The following is a 15115-nucleotide window of genomic DNA, read 5'->3' on the forward strand; positions in this document are numbered from 1 at the left end:
CGCCCCTCCTACGCCACCGTCGACTCGGAGTCGCCCATGTGCTGTTCCACGAAGGCCGCCGCCCGCTCCTCCGCCTCCAGTTCGGCGGCGCGCAGGGCGTCGTCGGTGAGGTCGCTGGAGGACTCCGTCATCGCGCGGTCCGTGAAGACCAGGGGGCGTTCGGTCTCGGTGACCAGGTGTTTGACCACCTGGACATTGCCGTTGACGTCCCAGACGGCGATGCCGGGGCTGAGGGACGGGATGATCTCGACCGCCCAGCGGGGCAGGCCCAGGACGCGGCCCGTCGCACGTGCCTCGTCGGCCTTCTGGGCGTAGATCGTACGGGTGGAGGCCATTTTCAAGATGGCTGCCGCTTCCTTCGCCGCCGCTCCGTCCACCACGTCGGACAGGTGGTGGACCACCGCCACGAAGGACAGGCCGAGCCGGCGGCCGAACTTCAGCAGGCGCTGGAAGAGCTGGGCCACGAACGGGCTGGCGATGATGTGCCAGGCCTCCTCGACCAGGAAGATGCGCTTCTTGCGGTCGGGGCGGATCCAGGTGTGTTCCAGCCATACACCGACGATCGCCATGAGGATGGGCATGGCGATGGAGTTGCGGTCGATGTGGGACAAATCGAAGACGATCAGCGGCGCGTCCAGGTCGATGCCGACCGTGGTCGGGCCGTCGAACATGCCCCGCAGGTCACCGTCGACCAGTCGGTCCAGGACCAGGGCGACATCGAGGCCCCACGCGCGGACGTCCTCTATGTCGACGTTCATCGCCTCGGCCGACTCGGGTTCGGGGTGCCGTAGCTGCTCCACGATGTCCGTGAGGATCGGCTGGCGTTCGACGATCGTCTCGTTGACGTAGGCGTGCGCGACCTTCAGCGCGAAGCCCGAGCGCTCGTCGAGGCCGTGGCCCATCGCGACCTCGATGATGGTCCGGAGCAGGGCGAGCTGCCCGGTCGTCGTGATCGCCGGGTCGAGCGGGTTGAGGCGGATCCCCATGTCCAGGGCGGCCATCGGGTCCAGGCGGATGGGAGTTATCCCCAACTCCTGCGCGATGAGGTTCCATTCGCCGACGCCGTCCTCGCCCTGGGCGTCGAGGACGACGACCTGGCGGTCCCGGAAGCGCAGCTGGCGCAGCACGTACGTCTTCTCGAGCGCCGACTTGCCGTTGCCGGACTCGCCCAGGACCAGCCAGTGGGGGGCCGGCAGCTGCTGGCCGTAGAGCTGGAAGGGGTCGTAGATGTAGCCCTTGCCGGAGTACACCTCACGGCCGATGATCACGCCCGAGTCGCCGAGGCCGGGCGCGGCGGTCGGGAGGTAGACCGCCTGCGCCTGGCCGGTGGAGGTGCGGACCGGCAGGCGGGTCGTCTCGACCTTCCCGAAGAGAAAGGCCGTGAAGGCGTCGGTGAGGACGGACAGCGGATCCCGCATGCTTTTGCCCCTACCTTCGAATGCCGGTGGCGAACGGAAGTGTGTTCACAAAGGCGCGATGGTGCTCGCGGTCGCACCACTCCAGTTTCAGATACGACTTTCCGGCCGAGGCCCGGATGGTCCTCTTGTCGCGGGCCAGGGCCTCGGGATTGCGGGAGGAGACGGTGATGTAGCCGACCAGGTTGACCCCGGCCGCGCCGCTCGCGAGGTCCTCGCCGCGCTGGTCGAGCCGGTTGTGGGCGGCGATGTCGCGCGGGTCCACGGTCCGGTTCATCTTGGCGGCTCGGGAGGCCTCGGCGTCGTCGTTGGTCTTCTCGGTCAGCATGCGCTCGATGGCGATCTCGGTGGGTTCGAGGTCCATCGTGACGGCGACCGTGCGGATGACGTCCGGGGTGTGGACGAGGAGCGGGGCGAGGAAGTTGACGCCCACCGGAGTCATCGGCCACTCCTTCACCCAGGCCGTGGCGTGGCACCAGGGTGCGCGGGTGCTGGACTCCCTCGTCTTCGCCTGGAGGAACGTGGGTTCCATGGCGTCGAGTTCGGCCGGCCAGGCGTTGCGCTTGGTCATCGCCTGGATGTGGTCGATGGGGTGGTCGGGGTCGTACATGGAGTGGATGAGGGACGCGAGACGGCCCTGGCCGAGCGGCTGGCGGACCCGGATGTCGGCCTCCTGGAGGCGCGAGCAGATGTCGGTCAGCTCGCGGGCCATGACGACTGCGAGGCCCGCGTCCTTGTCCAGCTTGCGGCCGGACTGGGGGCGGGCGGCGCGGGCCATCGCGTGGGCCTCCGCCGCCAGTTCACGGGTGTAGTGCATGCAGGCGACGAGGTACGCGCGGTGCTGCTCGCTGCTGGTGGACACCATCGACTGGAGCTGGTCGTACGACGTCTGCAGCCACGGCAGCGCCCTGTCGTCGCCGCGCATGGCGACGTCCTTGGCGTGGGCGTCGGGGTCGGCGGGGAGGGTGCGGGCGAGCATCTGGATGCGGGTGACGAAGCCGTCGCCGTTGGCCACGTGCTTGAGCAGGGTGCCGAAGCGGTCGACGAGGGCTTCCTGGTCCTCGGAGTCGCGCAGGCCGACACCGGGGCCCTCGATCTCGATGGCGGCGGTGACGGTACGGCGGTCCGCGTGGAGGAGTACGGCGATCTCGTCGGGCCCGAACGGGGCGGCGAGCCAGTTGATCCGGCCGATGCCGGGGGGCGGGCCGACCTCGACCTCGCGGCCGTCGACGTGGGTGCCGGCCTCCATCACGGAGGAGCGGTAGGTGGTGCCCTGGCGCAGGGTCCGCTTGTAACTGCGGTTGATCTCGAACCACTTGTAGAACGTGCGCCGCTTGTACGGCACGTAGACCGCGGCCAGCGCGAGCAGCGGGAAGCCCATCAGCAGGACGATGCGCAGGGACAGGACCGGGACGAGGAGCCCGCACATCATGCCGAGGAACGCGCCCACGATGATGAGCGCGATCTCGCCCGACTCACGGTTGCGGCCGACGATCGCGTTCGGCCGGGCGCGGCCGATCAGATATGTACGGCGGGGCGTGACCGTATGCGACACGTGGGACTCGGTCGTCAACGCCCGTCACCTCCTGTGCTGTTGCTGCCTGCGTTGCGGTTGCCGGCGTGCGGGGTGTTCACCGGGTTGCCCGTGCGGGGAGCGGGAGCGGCGGAGGGGACAGATCCGCCGCCTCCGTTCGGGGTGCGCGAGCTGTGGGCGGCGACTCCGCCGGACGCCGGGTTGCTCGGGCGGGCGCCCGAACCTCCGGAGGCCTGACCGTTGTTGTCGGCCCGGGAGCTGTGGGTCTTGATGCCCTGGGCGACCAGGGTGGCCGGGGAGCTGATGACCGCGGCGGCCTTGCCCTCGGCGTTCTGCATGATGCGGTTGTTGCGGGAGCCGGCGATCTCGTCGCCGAAGCCGGGGACGAAACGGTAGATCATCGCGCTGGCGAAGATGGCGAGCAGGATGATGGCGAGGCCGGAGACGACGGCGGAGAAGGCGTCGGGGCCGTCGTCGGAGGAGAGCGCGCCGGCGAGGCCGAGGACGATGACGATCACCGGTTTGACCAGGATGACGGCGATCATGATGCCGGCCCAGCGGCGGACGTGGCCCCAGAGGTTCTTGTCGACGAGGCCGGCGTAGACGACGGTGCCGAGGAGGGCGCCGACGTAGAGGAGGGCGGCGCGGATGACGAGCTCCAGCCAGAGGACTCCGGCGGCGAGGATGCTGACCAGGGAGACGACGATCAGCATGATGGGGCCGCCGCCGATGTCGTTGCCCTTCTCCAGGGCGCCGGAGAAGGTGCCGAAGAACGTGTCGGTCTGGTCGCCGGTGGCCTTCGCGAGGACCTCTGAGACGCCGTCCGTGGCGGAGACGACGGTGTAGAGGATCAGGGGGGTGAAGGCGGACGCGAGCACGGTCAGCCAGAGGAACCCGATCGCCTCGCTGATGGCGGTGGTGAGGGGGACGCCTCGCACCGCGCGCTTGGCGACGGCGAGCAGCCACAGGAGGAGGGTGAGGATGGTCGATGCGGCGAAGACGACGGCGTACTGCTGGAGGAACTTCTGGTTGGTGAAGTCGACGTTGGCGGTCTCCTTCACGGCCTCGCTGAGCTTGCCGATGGTCCAGGCGGCGGCCTTGGCGCAGCTTTTGGCGAGGGAGGACATGGGGTCGAGGGTGGAGGTGAGGCTGGGAGCCGAACCCCCGGAACCGCCGGTGCCGCCCCCCTGTTCGCAGTAGTCCCTGGCCGGAGGGGCGATCAGCGAGCAGTCGCTGCTCTTGGTCGGGGTCGGCGAAGGGGTGGGCGTGGGCGCTGCGAAGGCGTGCGTGGCCATGAGCACTGCTGTGGCCTGGAGGCCGACGATGGCGCCGGCCAGGGTGCGTACGCGTCGGCTAGCGGGCATAGGTGAACCCTCCGTACTCCTCGACGGCCTTCGCCATCTCGTCGGCACTGGAGGCCTTGTCGTCGCCGGGAACGGGCGACGGGCCGTCCTTCTGGGAGTGCGTCACGATCTTCCAGGTGTCGCCGGTCCATTCGAGTTTCATCGTGATGGTGAACCAGCTGCTGGTGACCGGGTTGGTGGAGTTCGTCCCCGCCAACCCCAGGAGCCCGCCGCACCACACGTCGACGGTCGTATCGGTCGCGGACGACTGGGTGACCTTCGTGCCGATCGGGCTGGTACGGGACACGAAGGTGTAGCCCGCGGGCGCGGAGCCGTCGCTGTTCAGCCCCAGGGTCTCGTTGAACTCGGGGGTGTACGCCTGGTCCAGTGCGGCTTCCAGGGCGGCGACCCGAGTGGGAGTGATCACGGTCTGCAGGAGGGCGTCGCGGGTGGTCTTGGCGAACATGGCGGTGGAACCCAGCGCCACCGCGTAGTTCGCCGCCGCGCTCTGTGCCCCCTGGGCGTCGTGCGCGTACCCCGTGGGGATGGTGCCCGGGGTGGACTGGACCGGCTTGGTGCCGGTGGGGGCGGTTGCTGAGGTGTTCGGCTGGCCCCCCGCGCTTTTCGCCGAGGAGGAATCGTCGCCTCCGCGGTTCGCGAAGGCGATCGCGGCGATCAGGAGGACGACGACGCCGACGACGGTGACCAGGCTTCGGGAGGACGAGCGGCCGGTGCGGCGGGCTCCGCCGTACGGGTCCGTGGTGCCGCCCGGCAGGTGGGTGCGGGTCTGGCCGGTGCCGCCGTATCCGCCGGAGCCCTCCTGGTCGTCTCCGAGACTCATGCCGCTTACGCCCCCTCGACGTGGTGCGGGAAAGTGCGGGTGAACGCGTAGGAGTACGACGGTAGCCCCGCTGGTTCCCGCGCGGGCGCGGTGTGGTGACTCGGCATCAGAGTCATCGGAGTCATCGAGGAGATCGGAGACATCGGGGGGACGCAACCTCAGCCGGTGGGCACTGCGGACGGGTGGGGTAGAGGGGGTACCGGGCGCGCCCGGCCGGACCGGAGGTGCGTCGACCGGACGCGGCGGCTATACGGCCATGCCGTACACGATGGTGAAGAGCGTGCCCAGCGATCCGATGATGAAGACGCCGGTCAGGCCCGCGATGATGAGTCCCTTGCCCTGTTCCGCGCTGAAGGTGTCCCGCAGGGCGGTGGCGCCGATGCGCTGTTTTGCCGCGCCCCAGATGGCGATGCCGAGGCAGAGCAGGATGGCGACCGCCATGACGACCTGGATCATCGTCTTCGCCTCGGTCCCCAGTGCCCCGAAGGGGCCCCAGTCCGGAGCGATCCCGCCGATGATGGTGTTGATGTCTCCCTTGTCGGCCGCAAAGAGCATGTAAGTCACCGCCCCTGGTGGGTAGTTCCGTCTCCCCTGCGGGTGCGCAGAGGTCAGGCATCATTGTCGCCGACAATTCCGCCGTCGTATGTCGACTTGGCGTCATTGGTTGGCGGGTTTCGTACGAATGACTGTCCGGTCACTCTGTGTATCACGGCGAGTAACGCCGGGCAATGAGGCCTGAGCGGAACCTGTCGTGTGGTTCCGTCGTTGACCCCTCTTACGACCTGCGGCGCTTCTGGCACCGATGTTCTGCGGGTGAAGGCTAACCCGGAGAGCCATAGGCATGACGAACGGGCCGCGGAAGGGGAGCCGCGGCCCGCTCGTTGACGGAGAGTCAGCTGGTGAAGGCGGTTACTCCTTCCGGGGTGCCCCAGCCGGTCGGTCCGTCGTAGCCCGACGTCACGTCGTTGAGGGCGGACGGGTGCGCGTGGGGGTACTTGTGGACTGCGGGCGGTGGTCACTTGACCCCGGTGGACACGGCGAACGGGCCGCGACCGGATGTCGCGGCCCGTTGCCGTGGTGCCGCCGAGGGAACCCCACGTTCCCCTCTCGGGGCGGCGCCCCCGTGACCCGTCGGGGGACTCTCAGGAGCGGTCGGTCAGCCGGTGAAGGCGCTGAGGCCCTGCGGCGTACCCAGGCCGGTCGGGCCGTCGTAGCCCGACTTGGCGGTGCAGAAGTAGCTCGTCGAGCAGGAGCCGTTGCTGCCGGAGGTCACGTCGTTGAGAGCGGAGGTGTGCGCGTAGGGGAAGGAGGACGGGGAGGAGCCGCTGGACGGCGTACCGGCCAGCGCGTACACCGACGCGATGATCGGGGCGGAGGCGCTGGTGCCGCCGTAGGTGTTCCAGCCCGTGCCGTCGGAGCCGTAGGAGTCGTAGACGGAGACGCCGGTGGCCGGGTCGGCGACGGCGGAGACGTCGGCAATCATGCGCTTGGTGCAGCCGGTGTCGGTCTGCCAGGAGGGCTTGGCGTCGTACGAGGAGCAGCCGGAGCCGGTGCCCTCGGTGGAGCTGGTGTTCCAGACGCTCTCGGTCCAGCCGCGGGTGGTGGAGGACTTGGACAGCTTGGTGCCGCCGACCGCGGTGACGTACTTGGAGGCGGCCGGGTATTCGGCGCCGTAGCCCTCGTCGCCCGCGGAGACGGTGATGGCGACGCCGGGGTGGTTGAAGTACGAGGAGTCGTAGGAGGTGTCCGAGGAGGACTCGGAGCCGCCGTAGGAGTTGGAGACGAACTTGGCGCCCAGGGTGACGGCCTCGTTCACCGCCTTGCCCAGGTTGGCCATGCTCGACGAACTCGCCTCCACGAGGAGGATCTTGGCGTTCGGGGCGATGGCGGAGACCATGTCGAGGTCGAGCGAGATCTCGCCGGCCCAGCCGCTGTCGGCGGTGGGCAGGGAGGTCGTGGAGCCGGTCTGGCTGACCTTCTTGAAGCAGCCGTTGGCGGTGGTGCAGGCCGGCAGGCCGTAGTACGAGCGGTAAGTGGCCAGGTCAGCCGCCGCGTTGGGGTCGTCGTAGGCGTCGACGATGGCGATGGTCTGGCCGGAGCCGTTGTTCGCGGCGGCGGAGGTCAGGCCGTAGGCGGACTGGAGGTCGCTCGGGCCGTAGCCGGTCGGGGTGGCGGAGGACGCCTTCGGGGAGACGGTCGCGGGGCTCGTGCCCTTCTTCGCGGCCTGCTCCTCCTGGAAGGCGGTGGTGCCGGCGGTGACGCGCAGGGCGTTGCAGGCGGCGTAGCCCTTCTTCGGAGTGGCGCCACACGCGCTCTCGTACGTCACGTGTGCCTTGGCGACAGCGGCCGCGATGGCCTTGCTGCTCACCTTGTGGGGGGTGGGCGCGGTGGCCGCGCCGGCGTGCGCGGCGGTGCCCAGGCCGGCGAACAGCAGCGCGCCGGTGGCCGCGGCGACGGAGCCGTATCGACGCCATCTGCCGGATATGAGGGGGGTGTTGGGGGTGGACGTACGCAACGTAAAGCCTCCAGGGAGTGGTTGCAGAGGCCTGCGGTGGGGGACCACCGGTGAGGTTCCCGGTGGGGGCGGCGACCCGCGACGACCATCCCCTTGTTGAGTACGTGACAACAAGACAGGCGACGGAATCCTGACTTCCGCCTTACTGAAGGGCGTTGCGGGATTGCTGATCAATGGCCGGCGGATGGGTCGGGGATGGTCACGGCTTGACCATCTACACGCGTCGCGCACAACTCCCGGTGGGCGAGGGCGGGTCGGCGCCTCCCGGTCAGCGGGGCTTGAGGCCGTACAGCAGGTGATGGACCAGTTCCGGTACGGCGCCCATCGCGGCCTCGGTGGTGAACTTGCCGGTGATGGCGAAGGACGCCAGGCCGTGCAGGGCGGTGCCCACCACGAGGGTGAGGTGCTCGGGGTCGCCGTCGACGATCTCGCCGCGCTGCTGGGCGGCGGCGATGGCCCGCTCCAGCGCGCCCACCGTGCGGTCGATCGCGACGCCGATCTGCTCGGCGGCGTCGGGCTCGTGCTTGCGGGCGTACATCAGCTCAAGGAGCTCGGCGTTGTCGATGGCGAAGCCGAGATAGGCCCGGGCGAGGGTGGTGAGACGGTCCTGGAGGGGGAGTCCCGGATCGTCGGCGGCTTCGAGGACCTCCGCCATGCGGTCGTAGCCGACCAGGGCGAGGGCGTTGAGCAGGGCCTGCTTGTCCTTGAAGTGCCGGCCGGGTGCCGCGTGGCTGACGCCGATGTCACGGGCGAGTTCACGCAGGGAGAGGGAGGCGGCGGTGCCCTTGTCGCGGAGGGTGCGCTCGGCTGCGGCGAGAAGGGCGGAGCGCAGGTCTCCGTGGTGGTAGGGGCGGGTCTCGGGCTTCTCGGCTGGCATGGACGCCATCGTATCCGGATGTAGTCGATGCCAGCATTGTTGTCATTGACAGCATTGTTGGCGGCGTCTACATTCGGCGTATGGCTACGGACAAGCAGCAGAAGTGGGACGCGACCCGGCTCCCGGACCAGACCGGCCGCACGGCGGTGGTCACCGGGGCGAACAGCGGTATCGGACTCCGGGCCGCGCAGGCCCTGGCGGGGGCGGGCGCGCACGTCGTGTTCGCGGTACGGGACCCGGAGCGCGGCGAGGCGGCGGCCAGGACCGTGAACGGCAGCACGGAGGTCCGGCGGCTGGATCTGGCGGACCTGTCGTCGGTACGGGAGTTCGCGGCGGCCTGGGACCGTCCGCTGGACCTGCTGATCAACAACGCGGGCGTGATGATGATCCCGCAGCAGCGGACGGCGGACGGCTTCGAGATGCAGTTCGGCACCAACCATCTGGGCCACTTCGCGCTGACGAACCTGCTGTTGCCGCACGTCACCGACCGGGTCGTCACGGTGTCCTCGGGCGCGCACCGCTGGGGCGACGAGCGGATCCACTTCGACGACCTGAACAGGACGTCGGACTATGACCCGAGGGGCGTCTACGGCCAGTCGAAGCTGGCGAACCTGCTGTTCGTGCTGGAACTCCAGCGGCGGCTGACGGAGTCGGGCTCCCGGGTCCGCGCCCTGGCCGCGCACCCCGGCTACGCGGCCACGAACCTCCAGAGCCACGCGTCGAGTTCGGCGGCACGGCTGTTCATGAAGTTCGGCAACAGGTTCCTGGCGCAGGACGACATGGCGGGCGCGCTGCCCACGCTGTACGCGGCGACGCAGGATCTGCCGGGGGCGAGCTATGTGGGTCCGGACGGGCTCGGGGAGATGCGGGGCGCGCCGACGCTGGTGGGCCGCAGCGCGGCCGCGAGCGACCCCGCCGTGGCCCGGCGCCTGTGGACGGCGTCGGAGGAGCTGACGGGGACGCGTTTTCCCCAGGGTGTGGAGACGCGGGGCTGAGCTCCGGCCCGGTGCCTGAGCCTCAGGGGTTCCCGGTGTGTGGCCGGTCTTCTCCGAGGGCGTGCGCCGGTGGGCTGGTGGGAGTTGGTGGGGGTGCGGGGGTGCGTTTGGCCGCTGTGCTTTGGCCCGGTGTCTGAGCCTCAGGGGGGTTCGGGGTCTGTGGCCGGCCTTCTCCCGGAGCGTGCGTGGGGTGAGGGTGCGGGGGTGAGTCCGGACGCTGTGCTTCGGCCCCGTGTCTGAGTCGCAGGGAGTGCCGGTCGTGTGGCCCGCCTTCTCCCGGAGCGGGTGCCGGTGAGAGCCCGTGGGGAGGCGGGGTTGCTCAGGGGGTCCCGCGTGTGTGGCCGGTCTTCGCCCAGAACGTGCGCAGTGCGCCCGCGAGAGCCTCCGGCGCCTCCTCGGCCATGTGGTGTCCCGAGTCGATCGGTCCGCCCTCCAGGTGGGCGGACGCCCAGTCGCGCCAGACGGCCAGGACGTCGCCGTAGAGGTCGGCCATGTCGTCACGCGTGGCCCACAGGACCTGGAGCGGGCGGTCGATGCGCCGACCGGCCCGCCGGTCGGCGTCGTCGTGCTCGCGGTCCACACCGAGGCCGGCCCGGTAGTCCTCGCACATGGCGTGCACGGTGGCCGGGTCGTGGATCGCCTGCCGGTAGTCCTCGTACGCCTCGGCGCCCATCTGCTCGGGCGAGGCCGTGTACCAGGCGTCGGGGTCGGCGTTGATGACGCGTTCGGCGGGGTTGGCGGTCTGGCCGAGGAAGAACCAGTGCCACCAGCTCGCGGCGAAGCCGGCGTCGCAGCGCCGCAGGGCCTCCCCGATGGGGATCGCGTCCAGCACGCTGACGGCGGACACCGCCTCGGGGTGGTCCAGGGCGAGACGGGTGGCCACGTACGCGCCCCGGTCGTGCCCGACGACCGCGAACCGCTCGTGCCCGAGCCGGCGCATGACCGCGAGGCAGTCGCCGGCCATCGCCCGTTTGGAGTACGGGCGGTGCTCCGGGTCGGTCGCGGGCTTGTCGGAACGGCCGTAGCCGCGCAGGTCGGGGCAGACGACGGTGTGGCCCGCCGCGGCCAGCAGCGGGGCGACACGGTGCCAGGTGGCATGCGTGCGGGGATGCCCGTGCAGGAGCAGTACGGCGGGTCCGCCGCCCCCGTGCCGCACGCGCAGCCGGACGCCGTCCTCGCCCTCGCACCGCGTCAGTTCGAATCCGTCGAACACTCCAGCCTCCCGGGCCCCCGTCGTCGAGGGTCGGCTGCCCCGGGGCGCGGGATCCACACCGTCGCCGAGGTGTCGCGAAACCTCCGCTTGATGCGTTTCTCACCTTGGTGCGGAATGCTTTCTTCCGTGAAGCGCACGCCACGTATCGCTCTCCACGCCGCCGTTGTCCTGCTCACCGTCACCTCCGCCTCCGAGGCGGCCGCCGACGACGGGGCGGGACCCTTCGGGGTGACGACGGTCGCCGCGGCGAACTCGCCGACCGCCCGCGTGGGGCCGCTGTTCAACGGCGGACAGCACCACTGCACCGCCTCCGTCGTGCGCAGCCCGCACCGGGACCTGCTCGTCACCGCCGCGCACTGTCTCGACGGCGACGACGACCTCGTGTTCGTGCCCGGATACCGGGACGGCAAGGCGCCGTACGGCAGGTGGCGGGTGCGGACGCGGTACCTGCCCGAGGGGTGGTCCAAGGGGCAGGACGAGGACAGTGATGTCGCCTTCGCCACGGTGGAGGGGAAGGTCCAGGACGTCGTCGGCGGGAACGGTTTCGCGACCGGCACCGCCACCGGGGCCACCGCCGTCACCGTCACCGGCTACCCCTCCTCGCGTGACGTGCCGATCAGCTGCACCAACAAGCCGACCGCGCACAGCCGCACGCAGCAGCGAATAGCGTGCCCCGCGTTCCCGGGGGGTACCAGCGGCAGTCCCTGGGTGAACGGGGACGGGCAGGTCGTGGGGGTGCTGGGCGGGCACGAGGGGGGAGGGGCGACGCCCGACGTGTCGTACAGCGTGGTCCTCGGGGCTGAGGCCCGCGCGCTCCACCGTGACGCCATGCGCTGATCTTTGCGCCGACCCCGCCGAGTACCCGGGTTTCCTTCGGGGAAGCTCCTAGACTGGCGCGGGCGGACTCCCGGCGGGCGAGGGGCGGTTGACGGTGCGTAAGGCGTGGCTGGTTGCGGGCGCCGTTCTCGGGGCGGGGCTCAGCTTCGTGATGCTGCTCGTCGTGGGGGTCTACGTCGTCGCGGGCAACCTGGCCAACGGAGTCGGCGGGGCCACCAGGGCCCTGGCCAAGGGGGCCGTTCCGGCCGCGTACCAACCCCTCGTGCAGAAGTGGGGCAACCTCTGCCCCGCCATCAACCCGGCCCTGCTCGCCGCCCAGCTCTACCAGGAGAGCGGATTCAACCCCAAGGCCCAGAGCGCCGCGGCGGCGCAGGGGATAGCGCAGTTCATTCCGGGGACCTGGGCCACGCACGGGGTCGACGGGGACGGGGACGGCGACAAGGACGTCTGGGACCCCAACGACGCGATTCCCTCGGCGGCTTCCTACGACTGCTCGCTCGCGTCCTATGTGAAGGACGTCCCGGGGAACATCACCGAGAACATGCTCGCCTCCTACAACGCGGGCGCGTACGCGGTCATCAAGTACGGGGGCGTGCCGCCGTACAAGGAAACCCAGAACTACGTGAAGACCATCACCACGTTGGAGGAGAGCTTCGCGGCGCCCACGAGCCGCGTCGATCCCTCCCAGCAGGCCGCGGGCGCCATCTACTACGCGCAGAAGAAGCTCGGGACGCCCTATCTGTGGGGCGGGACCGGTACCGCCGAGCAGGGCGGACGCTTCGACTGTTCGGGGCTGACGCAGGCCTCGTACGCGAGTGTGGGCATCACGCTGCCGCGCGTCGCGAACGACCAGTACAACGCGGGCCCGCATCCGGCCAGAAGTGAACTGCTGCCGGGGGACCTGGTGTTCTTCTCCAAGGACCTCAGCAATTCGCGCGCCATCCACCATGTGGGGATTTATGTGGGCGGCGGATACATGATCGACGCACCGAGAACGGGTGCTGTGATCCGGTTCGACCCGATCGACACTTCTGAGTACTTCGGTGCCACCCGGGTCACCGAAGATGGCGCGAAAGCGTTGCCCACCACGGTGTGACCGAGCGTGAAACCCACCCCCTGAGCTGCGGCGATGTATCTCTCTTCGATAACGTCTGCGTGATCATTCAGTGGAGTGTGGAACGTATTAACGGGAGCCGTGCGTTCCTGGGGGCGTAGCCGAGCGCACATGGGTACGCCGGGAAAGACGACGAAGGGGCCGCAGCACCATGGCTGTTCTCGCCGAATCCGGGTCGAACCCCGACGTCGACCTTCTCTACGACATCAACGGCCTGGCCAAGGACGCCCCGCACTGGTTCGACCGGGTCATGGAGTACGTCGGGGAGTACGGCATCCTGCTCGGGATGGTGCTGCTGATCCTGTGGTGCTGGTGGGCAGGGCGGCGGCGCGGGGGCGAGGACGCCGCCTCCTCCGTGGCCGCGCTGGTGTGGGCGCCGCTCGCCGCCGCGCTGGCCGTGCTGGTGAACGTGCCCATAAGGGGGTTCGTCGAGCGGCCCCGGCCGTTCCGGACCCATGAGGGGCTCGAGGTCCTGGTCTCCGGGAAGACCGACTACTCCTTCGTGAGCGACCACGCGACGATCACCATGGCGATGGCCGTCGGACTGTTCGTGGCCAACCGGAAGTCCGGGCTCGTCGGAATCGCGCTGGCGCTGCTCGAAGGCTTCTGCCGGGTGTACATGGGGGTGCACTATCCGACCGACGTCATCGGCGGGTTCGCGCTCGGAACGGCCGTGACCCTGCTGTTGTCGCCGCTCGCGATGGCCCTTCTGACACCTTTGCTGAAGGCCGTCGAGGGGTCCTCGAAAGGCGCGTGGCTGATTCGTGCCCGCGGGGCCGAGCGGGGGGCCTCGGTGCTTCCCGGGGCCCGGCAGGACGCCGCGGCCTCCGAGCGGGACCTCGCCGCGTAGCGAGGAACGGCTACAGCGCCTGCGGGAACGTGAAGAACCCCTGCGGGTCGTACTCCTTCTTCACCTTGGCGAGCTTGGTCGCCGCTTCGCCGTAGTACGCCTTCCGCCAGTCCCTCAGCGTCGGGTCCGTGTAGTTCTGGTAGGCCGCTCCCGAGGCGTACGGCTTCATCGCGTCGTGGGCTCCCGTCAGCCAGGACTGGGCCGTCGTGCCCGTCGTGCCCGCCCGCCAGGACCCTATGTACTGGGCCAGCATGCGGGAGCGGCGGTGGACGAAGGCCGTGGCCGTGGGCGAGACGCGGTTGACCGCGCCGCCGAGGGCGGTCAGGGCGATGCTGCCCGAGCCGCCCCGGACCGCGGCGACCTGCCTCAGGAGGGTCTGGATGCCGGCCGCGGACAGCGAGCGGTCGAAGAAGTCCGAGTGGGCCGCGTAGGTCTCCCGGCCGAGGGCACCGTGCGGGTCGCGGTTCGGGGTGGAGCCGGGCAGGTGGCACTTGGCGTCCGTGGAGAAGGACGAGCAGCCCGCGTACGCCTCCATCGCGCTCTCGTAGGAGTGCCGCCGGAGGGTGACGTGGCGGGCCGGTGAGCCGACCCGGTCGGCCAGGCGGTCGAGCGCGTTCTGGAGTTCGCCGTAGGTGCCCATGGAGAACGCCGCGACCGCCACGGAGGGCGAGCCGCCGTTCTCCAGGTGGCAGGAGGACCAGATCTCGTCGGGCTGGCCGGGGCCCCACTCCTGCCAGGCCCGCACCACGGCGGCCGCCTTCGACCACGGCCAGGTCGCGTACGCGGTCACGCCCTGCGGGGCCGGGTGGGTCTTGAAGTGCAGTTCGGTCACCACGCCGAAGTTGCCGTTGCCCGCGCCGCGCAGGGCCCAGAAGAGATCGGTGCTCGTGGTGGCGTTCGCGGTGAGCTGCTTGCCGTCGGCCGTGATCACACTGGCCTGGGTGAGGCTGTCGCAGGTGAGCCCGTAGGCCCGGGAGGCCACGCCGTGACCGCCGCCGAGCACCAGGCCGGAGACGCCCACGGTCGGGCAGGAGCCCGCGGGGATCGTCACGCCCTTCGCGGTGAGGGCCCGGTAGACGTCGATCAGCTTGGCGCCGGCGCCGACCACGGCGGTGCCGCCCGAGGCGCGGACGCGGTTCAGCTTCGAGACATCGACGATCAGCCGGTTGTTTCCCGAGGACCAGCCGGCGTAGGAGTGGCCGCCGTTGCGGATCGCCACCCGCACGCCGTGGGCGCGGGCGTAGGCGAGCGTGGTGCGGATGTCGTCGGCGTGCGCCACGTACGCCACCGCCGCGGGCTTCAGCGAGTCGAAGCGGGTGTTGTAGAGCTGTCGCGCGGTTGCCCAGTTCGCCTCGCCGGGGCGGACCAGGGTGCCGTCCAGGTCATGGGCGAGGGCGGTCCAGTTCGCGGCGGCCGCGGTGGGCGTACGGGAGGAAAGCGCCTGGCCGAAGGTGCTCTGCGTGGCGTCGGCGCTGCTGCCGCCGCCGTGGCAGGCGGCCGTGGCCGTCGCCGCGATCGCGGCAGCGCCGCCCCCGATGAACGTACGCCGTTCCATGTGTTCCTTGCCTTTCGTCGGCCTCG

At 70.2% G+C, this 15115-nt stretch carries 13 protein-coding genes; 4 read left to right on the plus strand and 9 right to left on the minus strand.

Going from position 1 to position 15115, the window contains the following annotated elements:
- Nucleotides 1–8: 8 nt before the first annotated feature.
- The 7 genes from D1369_RS21745 to D1369_RS21775 all read right to left on the minus strand — a co-directional run bounded on the left by D1369_RS21745 (nt 9) and on the right by D1369_RS21775 (nt 8534).
- The gene (locus D1369_RS21745; RefSeq protein ID WP_007383040.1) at nt 9–1418 is read right to left on the minus strand and encodes an ATP-binding protein; all 1410 of its coding nucleotides are present in this window, start codon (nt 1416–1418) and stop codon (nt 9–11) included.
- A gap of 10 nt (nt 1419–1428) precedes the next feature.
- Entirely contained in the window at nt 1429–2988 is a 1560-nt protein-coding gene (locus D1369_RS21750) for an SCO6880 family protein (protein ID WP_037900645.1), read from the minus strand.
- Nucleotides 2985–4313 (minus strand): hypothetical protein, encoded by a 1329-nt coding sequence (locus D1369_RS21755; RefSeq protein WP_007383038.1) that lies wholly within the window; start codon nt 4311–4313, stop codon nt 2985–2987. Before D1369_RS21755 ends, D1369_RS21750 begins: the two co-directional genes overlap by 4 nt.
- Nucleotides 4303–5133 carry a hypothetical protein gene (locus tag D1369_RS21760; protein WP_007383037.1) on the minus strand — a complete coding sequence of 277 codons (831 nt, stop codon included), beginning with the start codon at nt 5131–5133 and terminating at the stop codon, nt 4303–4305. The genes D1369_RS21755 and D1369_RS21760 overlap by 11 nt, the downstream gene beginning before the upstream one ends.
- Nucleotides 5134–5379: 246 nt before the next feature.
- Nucleotides 5380–5688, minus strand: coding sequence for a hypothetical protein (locus tag D1369_RS21765; protein ID WP_007383036.1), 309 nt, complete (start codon nt 5686–5688; stop codon nt 5380–5382).
- 601 nt (nt 5689–6289) lie between these two features.
- On the minus strand, nt 6290–7648 hold the full coding sequence (locus D1369_RS21770) for a S53 family peptidase (protein ID WP_037900643.1): 1359 nt from the start codon (nt 7646–7648) through the stop codon (nt 6290–6292).
- Nucleotides 7649–7916: 268 nt separating this feature from the next.
- Complete coding sequence (locus D1369_RS21775) at nt 7917–8534, minus strand: TetR/AcrR family transcriptional regulator (RefSeq protein WP_007383034.1); 618 nt, start codon at nt 8532–8534, stop codon at nt 7917–7919.
- Between the two features lie 71 nt (nt 8535–8605).
- Between D1369_RS21775 and D1369_RS21780 the strand changes: the two genes are divergently transcribed.
- Nucleotides 8606–9520 (plus strand): oxidoreductase, encoded by a 915-nt coding sequence (locus D1369_RS21780; protein WP_037900640.1) that lies wholly within the window; start codon nt 8606–8608, stop codon nt 9518–9520.
- 319 nt (nt 9521–9839) lie between these two features.
- Here the strand turns inward: D1369_RS21780 and D1369_RS21785 are convergent, their stop codons facing one another.
- Nucleotides 9840–10733, minus strand: a complete 894-nt coding sequence (locus tag D1369_RS21785) for an alpha/beta hydrolase (RefSeq protein WP_118082578.1) — start codon at nt 10731–10733, stop codon at nt 9840–9842.
- Between the two features lie 114 nt (nt 10734–10847).
- On the opposite strand from D1369_RS21785, the gene D1369_RS21790 reads away from it, so the two are divergent.
- The 3 genes from D1369_RS21790 (at nt 10848) to D1369_RS21800 (ending at nt 13534) form a co-directional block, all read left to right on the plus strand.
- Nucleotides 10848–11570, plus strand: a complete 723-nt coding sequence (locus D1369_RS21790; protein ID WP_086023208.1) for a trypsin-like peptidase domain-containing protein — start codon at nt 10848–10850, stop codon at nt 11568–11570.
- Nucleotides 11571–11658: 88 nt separating this feature from the next.
- Complete coding sequence (locus tag D1369_RS21795) at nt 11659–12666, plus strand: bifunctional lytic transglycosylase/C40 family peptidase (RefSeq protein ID WP_007383031.1); 1008 nt, start codon at nt 11659–11661, stop codon at nt 12664–12666.
- A gap of 169 nt (nt 12667–12835) precedes the next feature.
- Nucleotides 12836–13534 carry a phosphatase PAP2 family protein gene (locus D1369_RS21800; RefSeq protein WP_007383030.1) on the plus strand — a complete coding sequence of 233 codons (699 nt, stop codon included), beginning with the start codon at nt 12836–12838 and terminating at the stop codon, nt 13532–13534.
- A gap of 10 nt (nt 13535–13544) precedes the next feature.
- On the opposite strand, the gene D1369_RS21805 is transcribed toward D1369_RS21800, so the two are convergent.
- The gene (locus D1369_RS21805) at nt 13545–15089 is read right to left on the minus strand and encodes an FAD-binding oxidoreductase (RefSeq protein WP_007383029.1); all 1545 of its coding nucleotides are present in this window, start codon (nt 15087–15089) and stop codon (nt 13545–13547) included.
- Between the last annotated feature and the right edge of the window lie 26 nt (nt 15090–15115).

Source organism: Streptomyces sp. CC0208 (genome assembly GCF_003443735.1).
Lineage (GTDB): Bacteria > Actinomycetota > Actinomycetes > Streptomycetales > Streptomycetaceae > Streptomyces > Streptomyces sviceus.